Consider the following 13746-nt stretch of genomic DNA (forward strand, 5'->3'; position numbering starts at 1 on the left):
CGGCGGGTATGACCTAACGTGGCAAAGACCGAAGACCTGCCGTATTTCCTGCGGCCGTCGGGACTGGTTCTGATTGTCGGTCTTCTGACGGCACTCAAGATTTTCGCTGCTGCCAATGCTCATCTTGTCGAGGACGAAGCGTATTATCGCATCTGGGGGCTCTTTCCGGCCCTGAGCTACTACGATCACCCGCCGATGATCGGTTGGTGGATTTCCGCCGGGCAGGCGATTTTCGGCGACACGGTCCTGGCCGTGCGCGCGGTGGTCGTCTTCTCGGGCCTGATCGGCTCCCTTGCACTCTGGCGCTCAGCCACGATCCTGTTCGACCGACGCACAGCGGGCTGGGCCGTTCTGTTTTTGAACACCAGCCTGCTGATCGGGATCGGCGGCATCCTGGCAACGCCTGATGCACCCTCCGTTGTCTTCTGGGGACTGACATTCTGGACGCTTGCCGAATTGTCCGTATCAAGAAATCCGAACTGGTGGCTGCTGGTCGGGCTGATGGCCGGTTTCGGCCTGTTGTCGAAATATTCACTGCTTTTCCTTGGGGCCGGCATCGTGCTTTGGCTCATCTGGGTGCCGGAGGCACGACGCTGGTGGAGCACCTGGCAGCTCTGGGCGGGGGGAGCCCTTGCGTTTCTTTGCTTTTCGCCGGTGCTCTACTGGAACCACGTCCATGAGTGGGTGAGTTTTTACAAGCAGTTCGGCCGTGCGGGCAGCGGTGGCTTCACAACGAAATACGTCTTTGAATATTTCGGTGCCCTGATCGGGCTCCTGAACCCCCTGATTGCCATCCTGGCTGCCGCAGGGGTGGTGGTTCTTTTCAAAGCTTTCCGGGCAAGGGACAACGCTGCGTCGCTGATCCTGCTGACGACATTGCCTTTCCTTCTTTACCTGTCCTATCACTCGCTCCATTCCCGCGTTCAGGCCAACTGGCCTGCGCCACTCTTTCCGGCATTTGCCATGATGGCAGCGGTCTTCATGACGTCACCGCGCATAGATCACTTGCTCTGGCGAAAAGTGGCAGTTGCCGGAATCGCGATCGGAATATTCGTCGCCGTTCTGGTGCAGATCCATGCCGTTTATCCGGTCACGGGACAACTCGCCCGCAAGGACCCGACGTTCCAGCTGCGCGGTTGGGACGAGATCGGTGCGGCTGTGGAACAACTGGCCGAAGATGAGAATGCGGCCTACATCCTGACCATGAGCTATGGCCTCAATGCGCAGACCGACTTTCTGATGAAAGACAAACTGCCTGTCATTCAGGTGACCGAGCGCATCCGCTACATCATGACCCCTGATCCGGACGATACCCTCTTTGAGCAACCGGGTCTCTACATCACCGAAAAACGGCGCGACAAGGCCGGCGACCTGCAACGATCGTTCGAAACGGTCGAGGAACTTGCCGTTCTGGTACGCAAGGTGAAGGGCGTGCCGCTGGAGGAACTGGTCGTGTACAAGGTTGATGGTTTGAAGGCGCCGGTTTTTGAGCCGCGGGAGAAGTAGTTGTTTTGCGGAGCCGAGCAATCCGTTTGACTGTGAGAAACAAGCTGCCCACCTGGCGCAGGGAAATACTCGGGGCGTGACGAATACCCGGACACATGGGCATCTGTTTCGCATTCAAGTCTCCTCAATCTGCGCAACAGACTTGCAAAGATCTCCCGAATGACGCAGGGAATTGGGTGAAACATTGAATCACCGACCCGCCTGTCAGACTAGATGAAACAAATAACACTTGGTGCACTGGATTACGGTCTCGCATTCGGCGTTGACCGCGCATTGCGCGACCTTGCGGTCAATGGCCGGCTGAGCGCCATCGGTGCGTTGGTCACCACCGAACTCTGGCCACGCGAATTCAGACCGCTTCAGGAAGTTGCCGAGAAGGTCGGAGACCGCATGCTTTTCGGTATTACGCTTGCCTTCAGCGGCGATCGGGTCCTGCCGGTAAGCACGCGTATGCAGGAAACCTGCGGAGATCGCATGTTCACCCGCGAACAGCTCAACAGGCGCGCTTTCTTCCGTCTGCTGCCCGATGAAGTCCTGCTGGACGAGGCCCTTGCCCAGCTGACGCGCTATTCGGTGCTCATGCAGCGGCAACCGGATTTTGTCGCAGTCCGCGAAGGATTGCTGTCGAGAACATCGATTGCCCGGATTGTGTTCAAGGCGATTGAGCGCGCGGATTTCGATCAGCCGCCACTGGTGATCTCACCGCTTCGGTCCGGCCTCAAGACTTTGCGTCTTGCGCGTCTTGCAAAGGGATTCAATCTTAAAATTCTGCCCTCTGCGGAGCCTTTGCCACAGACCAGCAATGTCGAGGAGCTTCACGAGCTTCTCCTCAATCATTTCGACGGGATGAACGACCGGAGTTTCGTCGCCGCGATCCCCGGAAAGTCCGACGATCGGTTGATGCGGGAAGAACCTCGTAAAAAAATTGCAATCCGCGAATGCCAGTACGAGGTCCTTGCCAGTGACAGGTTTTTTCGGACCATTGACCGCAAGGATGTGTTTTTGAATTGAAAAAACCGCCGGTTCGCGGGATTTTGATCGACGAAACGAAAAAACGGCTCTGCGGGGAACAGAGCCGTTTTTCGTGGAGGTCAGGAAGGGGGGAGGGGCAGCCCCGCTTCCATGACTCTAGATATAGGTATTTTTTTCTTGAACGCACGTGACGGACATCACAGGATTGCGCGTGGCAGGAAATTTTATGTGTCGTGAACGTCCTTTGGCAGGGGGTAGGTGTGGCTGAAATCAAGGACTTTTTGAAAAACAGCTTTTCTTTGGAAGGGCTTGAGCCGGATTTGGCTGTCGGGTTATCCCGGCTCGCAAGGCCGATGAAACTGGCAGCAGGTACAATATTGTTTGAAAACGGCGATCCGGGGAACGGTTGTTATGCCGTTCTGGAGGGTTCGTTGAAGGTATCGCTCCTGTCCGTTGAGGGAGACGAACAACTTCTGGCGGTTCTTGGCCCGGGCGATCTTGTCGGCGAATTGGCGCTGCTTGACGGACGCCCGCGCTCTGCAACAGTCAGTGCGCTGAAAGAGGCTCAACTCGCTTTCATCGACAAGGCGGCCTTCCAGCGGTTCTCCGATGAACACCCGGCGGTTTACCGCCACATGCTGTCGATTGTTGGAAAACGGTTGCGTCATGCCAATGACGTTCTGGCGGCAAGGTCTTTCCTGCCATTGCCGGGGCGGGTCGCGCAGACCCTGCTGCAATTGTCGGAGACCTTCGGAAAAACGTTGGACGATGGCCGGATGCTCATCCACTACAAGCTCAGCCAGGCGGACATTGCCAACATGGCCGGGGCGGCGCGTGAAAATGTCAGCCGCGTGCTGAATGACTGGAAACGTTCCGGGACGATCAGCAGGATATCGGGATATTATTGTCTTGAAGACCGGGAATTCCTGGAGCAGGCGTCCACGCTTTAGGTTTACTTGCCCGGCAAACTGGCCAGTTGCGTCCCTGCAAGGATCGTGGCCAGTGTCTCGGTATTGAGACTGTCCAGAAAGGCTTCCGCCGCGCGCGACATGGCTCCCTTCAGGGCGCAGCGCGGCAGAAAGGCGCAAACGGTTAGCTCCGGTTTGAGGCAGGCGACGACACCCAGATCAGGTTCGATCAGCCTGACGACATCTCCGAGCCGGATCTCTTCCGGTGAGCGTCCCAGGCGAATGCCGCCACCGCGCCCGCGCGTGGTTTTCAGGTATCCGGCCCGCGCAAGCTGGGCGACGATTTTCATGACATGTGATTTGGCCAGTCCGAGCTGTGTGCTCAGACTGTCTACTGTCTGCGGCCTGTCCGTCTGACCGGTGGCCATCAGAATTCTCAATGCAAAATCGCTGGCCTGACTGAGGCGCATGGCTGGGTTCCATAAAACATTCATCAGAGATGTTGATTTTAGCGCCGATGTGTGTCATTTAAAAGATGCATTTAAGATGAATGTTATGGAGAGAGCGATGAAAGCGCGCAGATCCGGTTCAGACAGATACAAGTTACCGGTTCGTCCGGTGAGGGAAACAGGTGATCGCCTGCGCCGGTACGAGACCGTGAACGAGCAATCAATCCAGGTGATGGTGCACACCTTCTATGGCTGTATTCGTGAGCATCCGCGTCTCGGTCTGATCTTCAAAGGTCGACTTGACGGCAAATGGGAAGAGCATCTGCCGAAGATGGAAGCCTTCTGGCAATCCGTTCTCCTGAAGAATGGCGCCTACAAGGGCAAGCCTGTCCCGGCACATCTGAAGCTGAAAGAGGTGGTCAGTTCCGATTATGGAGATTGGCTGTCGATTTTTCGTCCTGTCGTTCGCGAACTGTTCGTGCCTGATCTGGCAGATGAGATCATCGCAGTTGCCGAACGGATTGCACAAAGTCTCTGGCTCGCGACATTCGGCCATGCCGGGTCGTCGCCTCCGGCCGAACTGACATCCCAACAATCGGAATGGAGCGGATCATGCTGGTAGCAGTCGTTCTTGTCGCCGAGGTCCTCGTGGTCGTCTGGTTCGCGATTTTCTCGATAATGCTGGTGTCCATGTATCTGGATTCCCGGCAAATGGAACTGCCGAGGCTCGACACCGCCGGACGAACATTGATCGGCAGTGCGAAACTCGCCTTTGTCACGGGCATGCTGGCACTCGTGGTGCTTACCGTTGTTGAATTGCCGGTCTTTGGATAAGGGAAACGAGAAATGTCCTTGTCGAATTTTCTGCCACGCGGCCTGCCTATCCTGTTGATCTGGGTTGCCGCACCGGCTCCCTTGTGGATCATGGCAATCCTTATGCTGCTGATCTGACAAGAAAAGCTTGTGATCTGCCTGCTTGCCGCTAGTCTTTTCCGAAACTGAAAAGGAGAGGATCAGCGTGAGCGAAGAGCAGGAGAAACCGAGTGGTGACTTGACGCTGCGAACAATGGCGATGCCCGCAGATACCAATGCTGCAGGAGACATTTTCGGTGGTTGGGTACTTTCGCAGATGGACCTTGCAGGCGGCATTGCTGCCGGGCAACGCGCTGAGGGCAGGGTGGTGACCATCGCCGTAGACCGGATGAAGTTCATTCGCCCGGTTCATGTCGGCGACGTTCTTTGCGTCTATACCCAGGTCGTTCGCGTCGGCAATTCGTCAATGGAAATCAGGCTGGATGCCTGGGCGCTGCGCCACCGATACGGCCATCGCGAAAAGGTTACGGAAGCCCATTTCACTTTCGTTTCCGTTGATGATAGCGGCCGCCCCCGGCCGGTCCCGAACTGACATCCTTCAGGCTCACGACCGCTTGCGCTTCAAAAGATCAGCAAACAGATCTTCATCGACGGCACAGGTGCAGCCGTTTGCCCAAAGTCGGAGAAGGTCCTTCAGGCGCCTGATCCGGACCTCTTCTGCAAGAGGCGCCTTGTGGTGCGGCAAACCGCCGATCAGACGCAGGCTCTGGATGCGCATCATCACGCAGTCCTCGGCCGCCTGCTGCCAGACAGCCGTGTCGGCGATTGCGGCATTCGCCGCCAGATGGTCCTCAATCAGAACTGCCGCGCGTCCGGCAAAAGGCTCTTGAGACAAAAAATCCTCCATCGGTTGCCCGAGGAGGACTGGCGCATGCAATCGAACCGCTTCATTGCCGGAATGCCTCTATGAGGTTCCATCCGGCCGCATCCCTGTTGCGGAAACCACCTTGCCCGGTTCGGCAGGTTGGCGAGGGCGCCAGCCCTTCTCTTGATGATGGGATGCTTATGACATGACATTTATGGCTTGGCAAGCCGGACAGGAAAAGTTGATGTTCCGGCACCTACTGGACACGATCGTAATCGATCTTGCCATCAACAAGATGGATGCGGCGCTGCATGCGGGACGCAAGATCCATGTCGTGGGTCACGGCAACAACGGTTGTCTTTTGTGTCTCGACGATCGACTGGAGACTGTCAAAGACCTGTTCCGTTGCCGCTGAATCAAGGCTGCCCGTCGGTTCGTCCGCCAGGATCAGGTCCGGCGAATTGGCAAGTGCCCTGGCCACCGCAACCCGTTGACGTTGTCCCCCGGAAAGTTGTGCCGGCCGGCGGTGAAGAAAGTCCTGCAGGCCAAGATCCACCAATAGCCCGGTGGCGTGTTCGAGCTGGTCCCGGGCGGAAAGCCTGCCGAGTTTCTGCATCGGGATCATGATGTTTTCCAGGGCCGTGAATTCGGGGAGGAGAAAGTGAAACTGAAAAACAAAGCCGATTTTTGCAAGACGCATCGATGCCATCTCGCCGGAGGACATATCCGAGGTGCCGCTTTCTTCAATCAACACCTCGCCTGATGTCGGCTTGTCGAGCAGGCCAAGCAGGTAAAGCAGCGAGGATTTGCCGGAACCGGAAGGTCCGGTGATCGCAACGAACTCCGAATTTCCGATGCTGATATCGACATCCTGAACCAGGGTGACAGGAACAACGGCGGGGAGAATCCGGGTCAGTTTCCTGGTCTGGAGAAGAAGGCTGACATTGCCGGACGGACCAGCCTCGGCCGGGGTCATGTCGCACCCCTGATGATGTCCACGGGATTGAGTTTCGCGGCCTTCCTGGCCGGAATGAGGCCTGCGATGGCAGAGGAAAACAGGGCGAGGAAGCAGGAAAGCACGTAGTGGATATACGAAAAATGTATCGGCAAACGGGTCATCTCGATATCCGTGGTGACCTCGAACTTGACGGTCGCCAGATAGCTTGAAAGCCCGAAGCCGAGCAGGCACCCTGCAAGCGCTCCCAGAATGCCGATCACCAGGCCCTCGAGAACGAAGATCTGCTGAATGTCGGACTCCGGAAAGCCGAGAGACTTCAGTATTGCAATGTCCCGTGCCTTCTCGTGCACGATCGTGGATACGATATTGAATATTCCGAAGCCGGCGACCACCAGGATTGCGCCGACAACCGTATACATGATCGCATTGCGCACGACGAAGGCCTCCATCAGGCCTTCATTGGCTTCCTCCCAGGAGACGGCCTTGTATCCGAGCTGACGCTCCGCGCGCGCGGCGACATCATTCGCTTGTCTGATATCGGCCAGTCTGATCGAGATGCTGTTGATGATGTCCGGTTTTTCCAGAAGTATCTGCACGGCCTTGAGCGGAGCATAGGCTAGGCCCTCGTCGCTGGTCGTGATGCCCGTGTGGAACAGGCCGACGATCTTGAACCGTTTGGCGATGCCGTTCGCCGAGGTCAGCGTGACCGTGTCGCCGAGTTCCGCGCCCAGACGACTGGCAGCCTTGCCGCCAATCACCAGGCCATTCGCTGTCGTATCGAGGGCTTCAAAGCTGCCGGCGCGCATGTCCTCCCGGACTTTGGAAACCAGTAATTCGCGTCTCGGAACCACTCCGACAAGCGTCATGCCAATGTCCTGCCCGCTGTAGCGCAGTACGGCCTGGCCGCTCAGCCGCTGGGCGAAATCGCCAAGCACCCAGTCGCGCAGCGAGGCGATGGCTTCCGTCGGGTTGCGGATGCCGCGCAAATCTTCCAGCGGCCGCAAGCCGTGAAAGGCCACAGCGTCGTACTTTGCCGTTGCCGGTTGCTCTGCCGGGTTTCGCTGCTCGTCCAGGATTTCAACATGTGGAATTGCCTCGATCAGCGTCGTCATGAAGTCCCGCTGCGAGCCTTCCATGAGGCTGGCCATGGCAACTGAAAAGCCGACGCCAAGGGCAACGCCCAACGTTGAAACCACGGTTTGCCGCATGCGGTTCCGGACATGTGTCGCAGCTATCCGCAACAGCAGCATTACCTGGCTCCTCCATCCCTCGGTGCAACCCTGTCGCCCTCCGAAAGGTCAGCCTGAAACGGAAAGACGACCTGGTTCTGCTCCCCAATGCCGTCGAGAACCTCGATCGCTCTGGTGCCGCGAATGCCGGTCTTGACCTTGATGAGCGAAATCCGGTCCTGGTCGTCCAGGACCTGAAGCATGGTGCCGTCGAAAGCGGCAATCGGCAGCAACAGGACATCGTCCCTTTCGTTTGTGACGATGTTGATTTCCGTGGTCATGCCGATAAGCAAGGGGGTATCGTCCGGAAGTTCGAGGTAAACGCGGTAGTTTTTGAGAATCGGATCACCTTTCGGAGTAATTCTCGAGACCGTTGCGGCGAGATCTTCATCTGGAAACGCGTCCGAACGAATGAGCGCCTTGTGGCCTTTCTCGACTTTCGGGATATCTTCCTCGTTCACCTCCGCAACAAGCTGCAATGGCAGGGGCTGCCCGATCCAGAACAGGATTTCGCCAGGTTCCGCAACCTCGCCGACAGAACCGTCCTGCCGTAACACGGCGCCATCCATCGGCGCGGTGATCAGATAGTCCCGCAACCGCTCCTTCTGCGCGGCGATCGTCGCATTGATGCGGATGACCTCGTTCTGAGCCTTTTCATAGACCTGTTGGCTGACGACACGCCGTTCCATGAGTTGCAACGCCCGCTCCCGGTCCGACAGGGCCAGCTCGCGGCGCGCCTCTAGTTCGGCGAGCGTCGCCCGTGCGTCCCCGCTGTCCAATTCGGCAAGTTGGTCGCCTTGCCGGACTTCCGCCCCTTCACAGCCGCAAAGGGATATGATCCTTTCACGAATGATGCTTGTAACCTTTGCCCACCTGACGGGTTCCACGACAGCTGTTGCATAGACCACCTCGGCGGCACGGCCCCTGAAAGGTTGCGTGACTGCAACCTCTGGCGGACGGCTGGACCACCAATAGGCGCTGGCGAGGGTCGCAACGAGCAGAAGAAGCAGGACTGGATATCGAAATGAACGCATGAAGCACCTGAATGTGACTGCACGAGTCTAGAAGTTCATGTCATGACGTCCATGTCATGAATCAATTCTCCGCGACAACGGCACGGTCACAAACTCGGTCAGTAATGCGGCGGTTTGTCGATACGGTGGGCCGGCAGAACCTGTTCCGCGAGCTCTTCCATCTGATCGGTCATCTTGGAGAGGAGCTGCGTCAGCCGGTCGATTTGTTTGCCATGCGCGACCGCGACGCTGTTGAGATCTTCAATCGTGCGATTGGCATGTGCCAGGTCGATCTCAAGCTGCTCGATCCGCGCTTCGTGATCCTGTGTCATCGGGCATTCCTCGTTGTCGTTGGCCGCGCTGATATAGGCGTAATCTCGCGAAAGAACAAATCTATTCATCGCATCCGGACGATGGGTTTAAATTGCGATCGCGAGTGTTATATGACCTTCGGGATCCCGGCTGGAGCTGCCGGGGCATAAAACCAGAGAGATCTTCATGAACACCTTGTCCGATTTCCTGATCACCAAGAAGTGGCCAGCCGAACATCCCGACCGTCTCCAGCTCTATTCCCTGCCGACACCGAACGGTATCAAGGTCTCGGCGATGCTCGAGGAAACAGGCCTGGCATATGAACCGCACAAGGTGGATTTCGGAACCAACGACCAGACCTCTCTGGAGTTTCTTTCGCTCAACCCGAACAACAAGATCCCGGCGATTATCGACCCGAACGGCCCCGGGGGAAAACCTCTTGCTCTTTGGGAGTCCGGCGCGATCCTCATCTATCTTGCCGAAAAGACGGGGAAGTTCCTTCCCGCCGAACCAGGCGAAAAATATAAGGCGATCCAGTGGGTGATGTGGCAGATGGGCGGCCTGGGTCCAATGACCGGCCAGCTTGGCTTTTTTCACAAGTTTGCCGGAAAGAATTTTGAGGATCGCCGTCCGTTCGAGCGTTATCGCGATGAAGTCAAACGCCTTCTTAAAGTGCTCGACGCCCAACTCGATGGCCGCGAGTTCATAATGGGGAACGACTATACGATCGCCGACATCACTTCCTGGCCCTGGGCGCGCAACATCAACGGTTTTTACGAAGCCGCTGAAGTTGTCGGCTATCATGATTTCAAGAATGTCGTGCGCTGGGTGGATACTTGCCTCGCCCGCCCGGCCAGCCAAAAGGCGATCAATATTCCTGCACGGGACTAGGCAGCATGGACTGGCCTGTCGGAAAGGCGGAACCAAACCGCCTTTTCCAGCCAGGTGACCGTACGGTATTACACGGCCTTAAATTCTCGGCTTAGCCGCCGGTGCACGATCGGAATCGCCGGAATTGGGCTCTCCCTTGGGCTCGATCAGAAGAACCTTAACTTCCTTTTCGGCTCTTGGGCGATGAACAACCCCTTTCGGAACGATAAACAGGTCTCCCGCTTTCACGGTCCGCGGCGGTTGCCCTTCGATATCCATGATCATCTCGCCTTCAAGGACGTAGAAGAAGTCGTCCGTCGTGTCATGCTTGTGAAACGGATATTCACCCTTGAACTTCACCACCATGACGTCGTTGTCGTTATAGTCGGACACCACATGGGGATCCCAGTGGCTGGAAAACAGGGCCAGTTTCTCTGAAAGATCGATGGATTTCATGTACGAGGTCCTTTCATCGGGTCTACCTGTTACTTTGCAGAACCGGATTGCCGAGTCATCTGGAAACTGGCTGCCGCGATGTTATCGCACACCGTGCTGGTGCCGCCGGAGCATCGCGTAAGGTGTCGGGTTGAGCGGTGCGGCGATACCCGGTTCGTCGCGCCAAAAAGCGAATGTTCAGTGCGGTCTCGTGCAGCAGAGGTTTGCAAGTTTCGGCGGCACCATCCAGTTGATCTTCCTTGACCCCGCAAACCACAATTGCGGCCTGGCGGATTTCTGCCGGGCCATCGGTTGAATTTCCGGTGGGGGACGACAAAATTCTCGCTCATGGATTGAAAAGATTGGACCGTTGATCCGGAGAGCTGCCAGTTGGTCAGCCCAAGCAATCGTGCGTCCAGACAGTGCGTGTTTCGATCTCTTTCGCAGCGCCGGGTCGGGGCGTTCTCTCGATCTGAAAGAAAATGACGAAATTGGTCAGGGACACAGAACCGTTTTGCCTGGCGGACCAGTTGCGGCACAGGTACCGCGCATAATTGAGCGCAAGCACCTGTGTTACATCTTCATAGGACTGGTCTTCCACGTTGGACAGGAACTTGCGCCAACGGTAGTTCTCATAGGTCTTCGAAACGGCAGCCGGTTTTTCAAAGTCCGCGAGACCCTCCCGGCCTTTGTAGACGTCAACCATGGTGCCATCGGACAGCTCCCCCTCGATCACAGGCCAAGGGCTGGTCATTTCCGGGTACGGGGCAAACATGGTCCAGTGCTGATAGAGCCCGAGGGCCTGGCGTGCACCGACGAATGCACTTGGCAATGTGAGGCCGCTCGCAGGCAGCGTGGAGACATTCTGCACCGTGATGAAGACAAGCGAGGCACCGGCAGCAATCTGCGCAAGCCATCCAAACCGGGGTGGGGCACTGCGCCATGGAAGGCATCTCGCTGTAACGCGGGAGAGGCGGGTCCGGTTGCGACCGACCCAGTCGTAAGAATGGTCGCCGATGGCCGTGAAGGCGGAATGACCCATGAACCAACCCAGAGGGAAAAAAACGGGCGAGACGGAAACCAGCTTTGCGAGTGCCTCGAACTTGAAGAGGCGTTGTTCTCCGACTGTCAGAACCCAGGAAGTGCGGGCCTCCAGTTCAGCACCGATTTCCGGGTCATCCTGGGCGGGTTTGACCGGTACGGACGGCAGAAACAGGATCATTCTCAAGATATTGCAGGTCTTTTCGCAGAAGTCGCAGCCACGATCGAACCAGATTGAAACCGGTTGGCGTGTGCGTTTGGGCAATGCGGCGGCAAGCTTGTCCCACATCCAGCCGGGCATAAAGGTGATATTCATGATGATGGAGATGAACGGGAAAAACCCGATCTCCAGAAAAACGGCGAACGCCAGATGCATGGTCACGAAGGCCAGCATGAAGAGCGTTCGAAGCGTCCTGTGAAAGATCGGTGAGAAAATGAGGATCGGGCCGATCAACTCCAGCAGATAGACGTAGTAGGTGAGCCCCGTCAAAAGACCCTGGAATTGGCGAAACCAGAGGGCGAACGGCGTGACCAGGTAGTCCAGTTGCAGGGCGTAGTAGACGGCTGTACCTTCACTGATCCATATGGGATGTGTCTTCAGGAGAGCACTGAAGAAATACATGGACATTCCCTGCAACAGCAGGGCAGTTGTCGCGACCGAAAAATAGGCGTTTTCGGCAAGTTCCTTGTGTCGCGACACCGCTGCATCGAGCGAGTAGCGCGCGCCGAGAGGCAGGAACATGGCCCAGAACAGCAAGAGAAGCGCCAGATTGTCCTCGCCGGACAATATGAACGTGTTCCTGTTCTGGAGCGAAAGGAGCAGAACCCAGGAAAGCGCTGTCATCAGGCGAGTTCGCCATCCCAGCAGCAGGCAAAGCGCGACGAGGCCGGCAAGGACAAAAAGCATTGCCTGGAACCAGGCCGATCCATTGGCCAGATGGAATGACCAGCTAGTGGCGTAAAGATGGTCCAATTGCACGGCGCGGGGCATGACGCCGATATCGGTATAATGCGCCGCCAGATCCCGTGCGCGCATCGAGAGATCGATGAGTATCCAGAGCGAAAGCAGGACACGGAACAGCGCAAGTGTGCGAAGATCAATGCCGAAGATCGTTCGAAAAGATGCCAGTCTGATCGTCAAGAGCCTCACCGCTGCCGGGCTGTTCCGGCAGTGCCGGGACCTTGAATCCTCTCCGTAGCGTAACGGACTATCTTAAAGAAATGGCTTAAGCTGCAAGGATGTAGTGGCACGGCTTTCCCAAATGGATCCATGTCGAAAAAGTTCAGGGCCTCTGGATTGGCGCGTCATGAATATCAAGCACATGCGCCTGCAAACTTGCGGACTTTGTGCAGCTGGATTTAGGCACGGTTCCCGAAGTAAGCCGAATTCGGGAAGCTGTTCCGCGACTGCTGACGGCCTGGAATGATTCATCAAGAAGTTGAAAACAATCAAAACGGCAGGTTTCCTGGACAGGTGAATCAAAGCTGAGCCAGCATGCCCCTGAAAGCAGGTTGATGAAGCAGATCAGCAGCCTCGACGGGGGACACCCAGCGCCGGTCCCGGTGATTTTCCTCCCACTGATTGTCAGGCAGGACACGGGTGACTTCCATGGCATAGACCGCAACGCTGCAGGTTGCGCCCCACTTGTCGTAAGTGTATTGGCCGAGCGGATCGTGACCAGCCATGCCTTCAACCCCGGCTTCTTCACGAGCTTCAATCAGCGCCGACTGAGCCGGGCCGAGCCCGGGCTCGACGATACCCTTCGGGACGACCCAATGGCGGCCACTGCTGGATCCGACGATCAGGATCTCGGTGCCCGCTTCGCCCTTGCGATAGGGAAGGGCTGCCGATTGCGTGTAATAATAGGCGGGCCGTGGACGCAGTTCGGATCCGTTGGGCGAAGGCCAAGGGAAGAGATCCGGCAGGTTTCTAGGGTCGACGTACTCTTTCAAGTCGGCATTGCCAGCCTTAAGAGACATGATGAGGAGCGCACCGGCGTGGGTTCTGAGCCCGGAACCGAGGCGATCCGCCAACGCCTGAATTGTTGCCGATGGTGCTGTCAACAGCGCCCTGTTCACATCAGGCAAATCCGGAACAAGCCCCGCTGAAAGTTTCCGGGAACCACGAATGTCGCGAGCCGTCCACCCTGCTGCCTTGAGTGTTTTCTCTGCCGTTACCCGGGACCGGTTGTCCAAGGCAGTCAAGGTGATATCCGGGCGCAATCCGCGTTGACCGATCAAGGCGCCGACTTTCTGGGCGCGGCGCTTGCCCTTCGTGCGAAGCGGGCGATCGGCTGCCGGTCCTGCCCAGGACTTGTCGCCGGCACCGGCGCAAAGCAGCAGTAATTCCATTCCGGCCTCCCAGCGGGCAAGCG

At 57.2% G+C, this 13746-nt stretch carries 16 protein-coding genes and 1 riboswitch; of the genes, 7 read left to right on the forward strand and 9 right to left on the reverse strand.

Annotated features, from left to right (window positions below; genetic code table 11):
* Positions 1–18: 18 nt before the first annotated feature.
* From ACO6TI_RS12090 to ACO6TI_RS12100, 3 genes are all read left to right on the forward strand, one after another.
* Positions 19–1506, forward strand: coding sequence for an ArnT family glycosyltransferase (locus ACO6TI_RS12090; protein ID WP_422384998.1), 1488 nt, complete (start codon positions 19–21; stop codon positions 1504–1506).
* Positions 1507–1719: 213 nt separating this feature from the next.
* Complete coding sequence (locus ACO6TI_RS12095; RefSeq protein ID WP_196917118.1) at positions 1720–2517, forward strand: ChbG/HpnK family deacetylase; 798 nt, start codon at positions 1720–1722, stop codon at positions 2515–2517.
* A 221-nt stretch (positions 2518–2738) separates the two neighbouring features.
* Entirely contained in the window at positions 2739–3428 is a 690-nt protein-coding gene (locus ACO6TI_RS12100; protein ID WP_029062316.1) for a Crp/Fnr family transcriptional regulator, read from the forward strand.
* Positions 3429–3430: 2 nt separating this feature from the next.
* Here ACO6TI_RS12100 and ACO6TI_RS12105 read toward each other — a convergent pair whose 3' ends face one another.
* On the reverse strand, positions 3431–3856 hold the full coding sequence (locus ACO6TI_RS12105) for an RrF2 family transcriptional regulator (RefSeq protein WP_422384999.1): 426 nt from the start codon (positions 3854–3856) through the stop codon (positions 3431–3433).
* A 97-nt stretch (positions 3857–3953) separates the two neighbouring features.
* Between ACO6TI_RS12105 and ACO6TI_RS12110 the strand changes: the two genes are divergently transcribed.
* The 3 genes from ACO6TI_RS12110 to ACO6TI_RS12120 all read left to right on the forward strand — a co-directional run bounded on the left by ACO6TI_RS12110 (position 3954) and on the right by ACO6TI_RS12120 (position 5240).
* Positions 3954–4457, forward strand: coding sequence for a group III truncated hemoglobin (locus ACO6TI_RS12110; protein WP_209003521.1), 504 nt, complete (start codon positions 3954–3956; stop codon positions 4455–4457).
* On the forward strand, positions 4448–4669 hold the full coding sequence (locus tag ACO6TI_RS12115; RefSeq protein WP_422385000.1) for a hypothetical protein: 222 nt from the start codon (positions 4448–4450) through the stop codon (positions 4667–4669). Before ACO6TI_RS12110 ends, ACO6TI_RS12115 begins: the two co-directional genes overlap by 10 nt.
* A gap of 232 nt (positions 4670–4901) precedes the next feature.
* Complete coding sequence (locus ACO6TI_RS12120; RefSeq protein ID WP_051644716.1) at positions 4902–5240, forward strand: acyl-CoA thioesterase; 339 nt, start codon at positions 4902–4904, stop codon at positions 5238–5240.
* Positions 5241–5252: 12 nt separating this feature from the next.
* Here ACO6TI_RS12120 and ACO6TI_RS12125 read toward each other — a convergent pair whose 3' ends face one another.
* The 5 genes from ACO6TI_RS12125 to ACO6TI_RS12145 form a co-directional block, all read right to left on the reverse strand.
* Positions 5253–5543 carry a hypothetical protein gene (locus tag ACO6TI_RS12125; RefSeq protein WP_144436105.1) on the reverse strand — a complete coding sequence of 97 codons (291 nt, stop codon included), beginning with the start codon at positions 5541–5543 and terminating at the stop codon, positions 5253–5255.
* 41 nt (positions 5544–5584) lie between these two features.
* A riboswitch (SAM-I-IV-variant riboswitch) is annotated at positions 5585–5708 on the reverse strand.
* Positions 5709–5769: 61 nt separating this feature from the next.
* On the reverse strand, positions 5770–6489 hold the full coding sequence (locus tag ACO6TI_RS12130; protein ID WP_422385001.1) for an ABC transporter ATP-binding protein: 720 nt from the start codon (positions 6487–6489) through the stop codon (positions 5770–5772).
* Positions 6486–7721: an ABC transporter permease gene (locus ACO6TI_RS12135; RefSeq protein ID WP_055111071.1), complete on the reverse strand. Its 1236-nt coding sequence runs from the start codon at positions 7719–7721 to the stop codon at positions 6486–6488. The genes ACO6TI_RS12130 and ACO6TI_RS12135 overlap by 4 nt, the downstream gene beginning before the upstream one ends.
* Positions 7721–8734 carry an efflux RND transporter periplasmic adaptor subunit gene (locus ACO6TI_RS12140; protein ID WP_422385002.1) on the reverse strand — a complete coding sequence of 338 codons (1014 nt, stop codon included), beginning with the start codon at positions 8732–8734 and terminating at the stop codon, positions 7721–7723. Before ACO6TI_RS12140 ends, ACO6TI_RS12135 begins: the two co-directional genes overlap by 1 nt.
* A gap of 98 nt (positions 8735–8832) precedes the next feature.
* Positions 8833–9114 carry a SlyX family protein gene (locus ACO6TI_RS12145; RefSeq protein WP_422385003.1) on the reverse strand — a complete coding sequence of 94 codons (282 nt, stop codon included), beginning with the start codon at positions 9112–9114 and terminating at the stop codon, positions 8833–8835.
* Positions 9115–9211: 97 nt separating this feature from the next.
* On the opposite strand from ACO6TI_RS12145, the gene ACO6TI_RS12150 reads away from it, so the two are divergent.
* The gene (locus ACO6TI_RS12150) at positions 9212–9916 is read left to right on the forward strand and encodes a glutathione binding-like protein (protein WP_422385004.1); all 705 of its coding nucleotides are present in this window, start codon (positions 9212–9214) and stop codon (positions 9914–9916) included.
* Positions 9917–9994: 78 nt separating this feature from the next.
* On the opposite strand, the gene ACO6TI_RS12155 is transcribed toward ACO6TI_RS12150, so the two are convergent.
* From ACO6TI_RS12155 to ACO6TI_RS12165, 3 genes are all read right to left on the reverse strand, one after another.
* Complete coding sequence (locus ACO6TI_RS12155) at positions 9995–10351, reverse strand: cupin domain-containing protein (protein WP_196999070.1); 357 nt, start codon at positions 10349–10351, stop codon at positions 9995–9997.
* Between the two features lie 373 nt (positions 10352–10724).
* Positions 10725–12512 (reverse strand): hypothetical protein, encoded by a 1788-nt coding sequence (locus ACO6TI_RS12160; protein ID WP_422385005.1) that lies wholly within the window; start codon positions 12510–12512, stop codon positions 10725–10727.
* A 338-nt stretch (positions 12513–12850) separates the two neighbouring features.
* Entirely contained in the window at positions 12851–13723 is an 873-nt protein-coding gene (locus ACO6TI_RS12165) for an NUDIX domain-containing protein (RefSeq protein ID WP_422385006.1), read from the reverse strand.
* Between the last annotated feature and the right edge of the window lie 23 nt (positions 13724–13746).

Origin of the sequence: Roseibium album, assembly GCF_965233825.1 — a bacterium.
Classification (GTDB): domain Bacteria; phylum Pseudomonadota; class Alphaproteobacteria; order Rhizobiales; family Stappiaceae; genus Roseibium; species Roseibium album.

Bases quoted from the DNA above. Each gene is read 5' to 3' on its own strand.
- ACO6TI_RS12095 (WP_196917118.1), top strand. From the start codon at position 1,720: ATGAAACAAATAACACTTGGTGCACTGGATTACGGTCTCGCATTCGGC.
- ACO6TI_RS12105 (WP_422384999.1), bottom strand. From the start codon at position 3,856: ATGCGCCTCAGTCAGGCCAGCGATTTTGCATTGAGAATTCTGATGGCC.
- ACO6TI_RS12110 (WP_209003521.1), top strand. From the start codon at position 3,954: ATGAAAGCGCGCAGATCCGGTTCAGACAGATACAAGTTACCGGTTCGT.
- ACO6TI_RS12115 (WP_422385000.1), top strand. From the start codon at position 4,448: ATGCTGGTAGCAGTCGTTCTTGTCGCCGAGGTCCTCGTGGTCGTCTGG.
- ACO6TI_RS12120 (WP_051644716.1), top strand. From the start codon at position 4,902: ATGGCGATGCCCGCAGATACCAATGCTGCAGGAGACATTTTCGGTGGT.
- ACO6TI_RS12130 (WP_422385001.1), bottom strand. From the start codon at position 6,489: ATGACCCCGGCCGAGGCTGGTCCGTCCGGCAATGTCAGCCTTCTTCTC.
- ACO6TI_RS12135 (WP_055111071.1), bottom strand. From the start codon at position 7,721: ATGCTGCTGTTGCGGATAGCTGCGACACATGTCCGGAACCGCATGCGG.
- ACO6TI_RS12140 (WP_422385002.1), bottom strand. From the start codon at position 8,734: ATGCGTTCATTTCGATATCCAGTCCTGCTTCTTCTGCTCGTTGCGACC.
- ACO6TI_RS12145 (WP_422385003.1), bottom strand. From the start codon at position 9,114: ATGAATAGATTTGTTCTTTCGCGAGATTACGCCTATATCAGCGCGGCC.
- ACO6TI_RS12150 (WP_422385004.1), top strand. From the start codon at position 9,212: ATGAACACCTTGTCCGATTTCCTGATCACCAAGAAGTGGCCAGCCGAA.
- ACO6TI_RS12155 (WP_196999070.1), bottom strand. From the start codon at position 10,351: ATGAAATCCATCGATCTTTCAGAGAAACTGGCCCTGTTTTCCAGCCAC.
- ACO6TI_RS12165 (WP_422385006.1), bottom strand. From the start codon at position 13,723: ATGGAATTACTGCTGCTTTGCGCCGGTGCCGGCGACAAGTCCTGGGCA.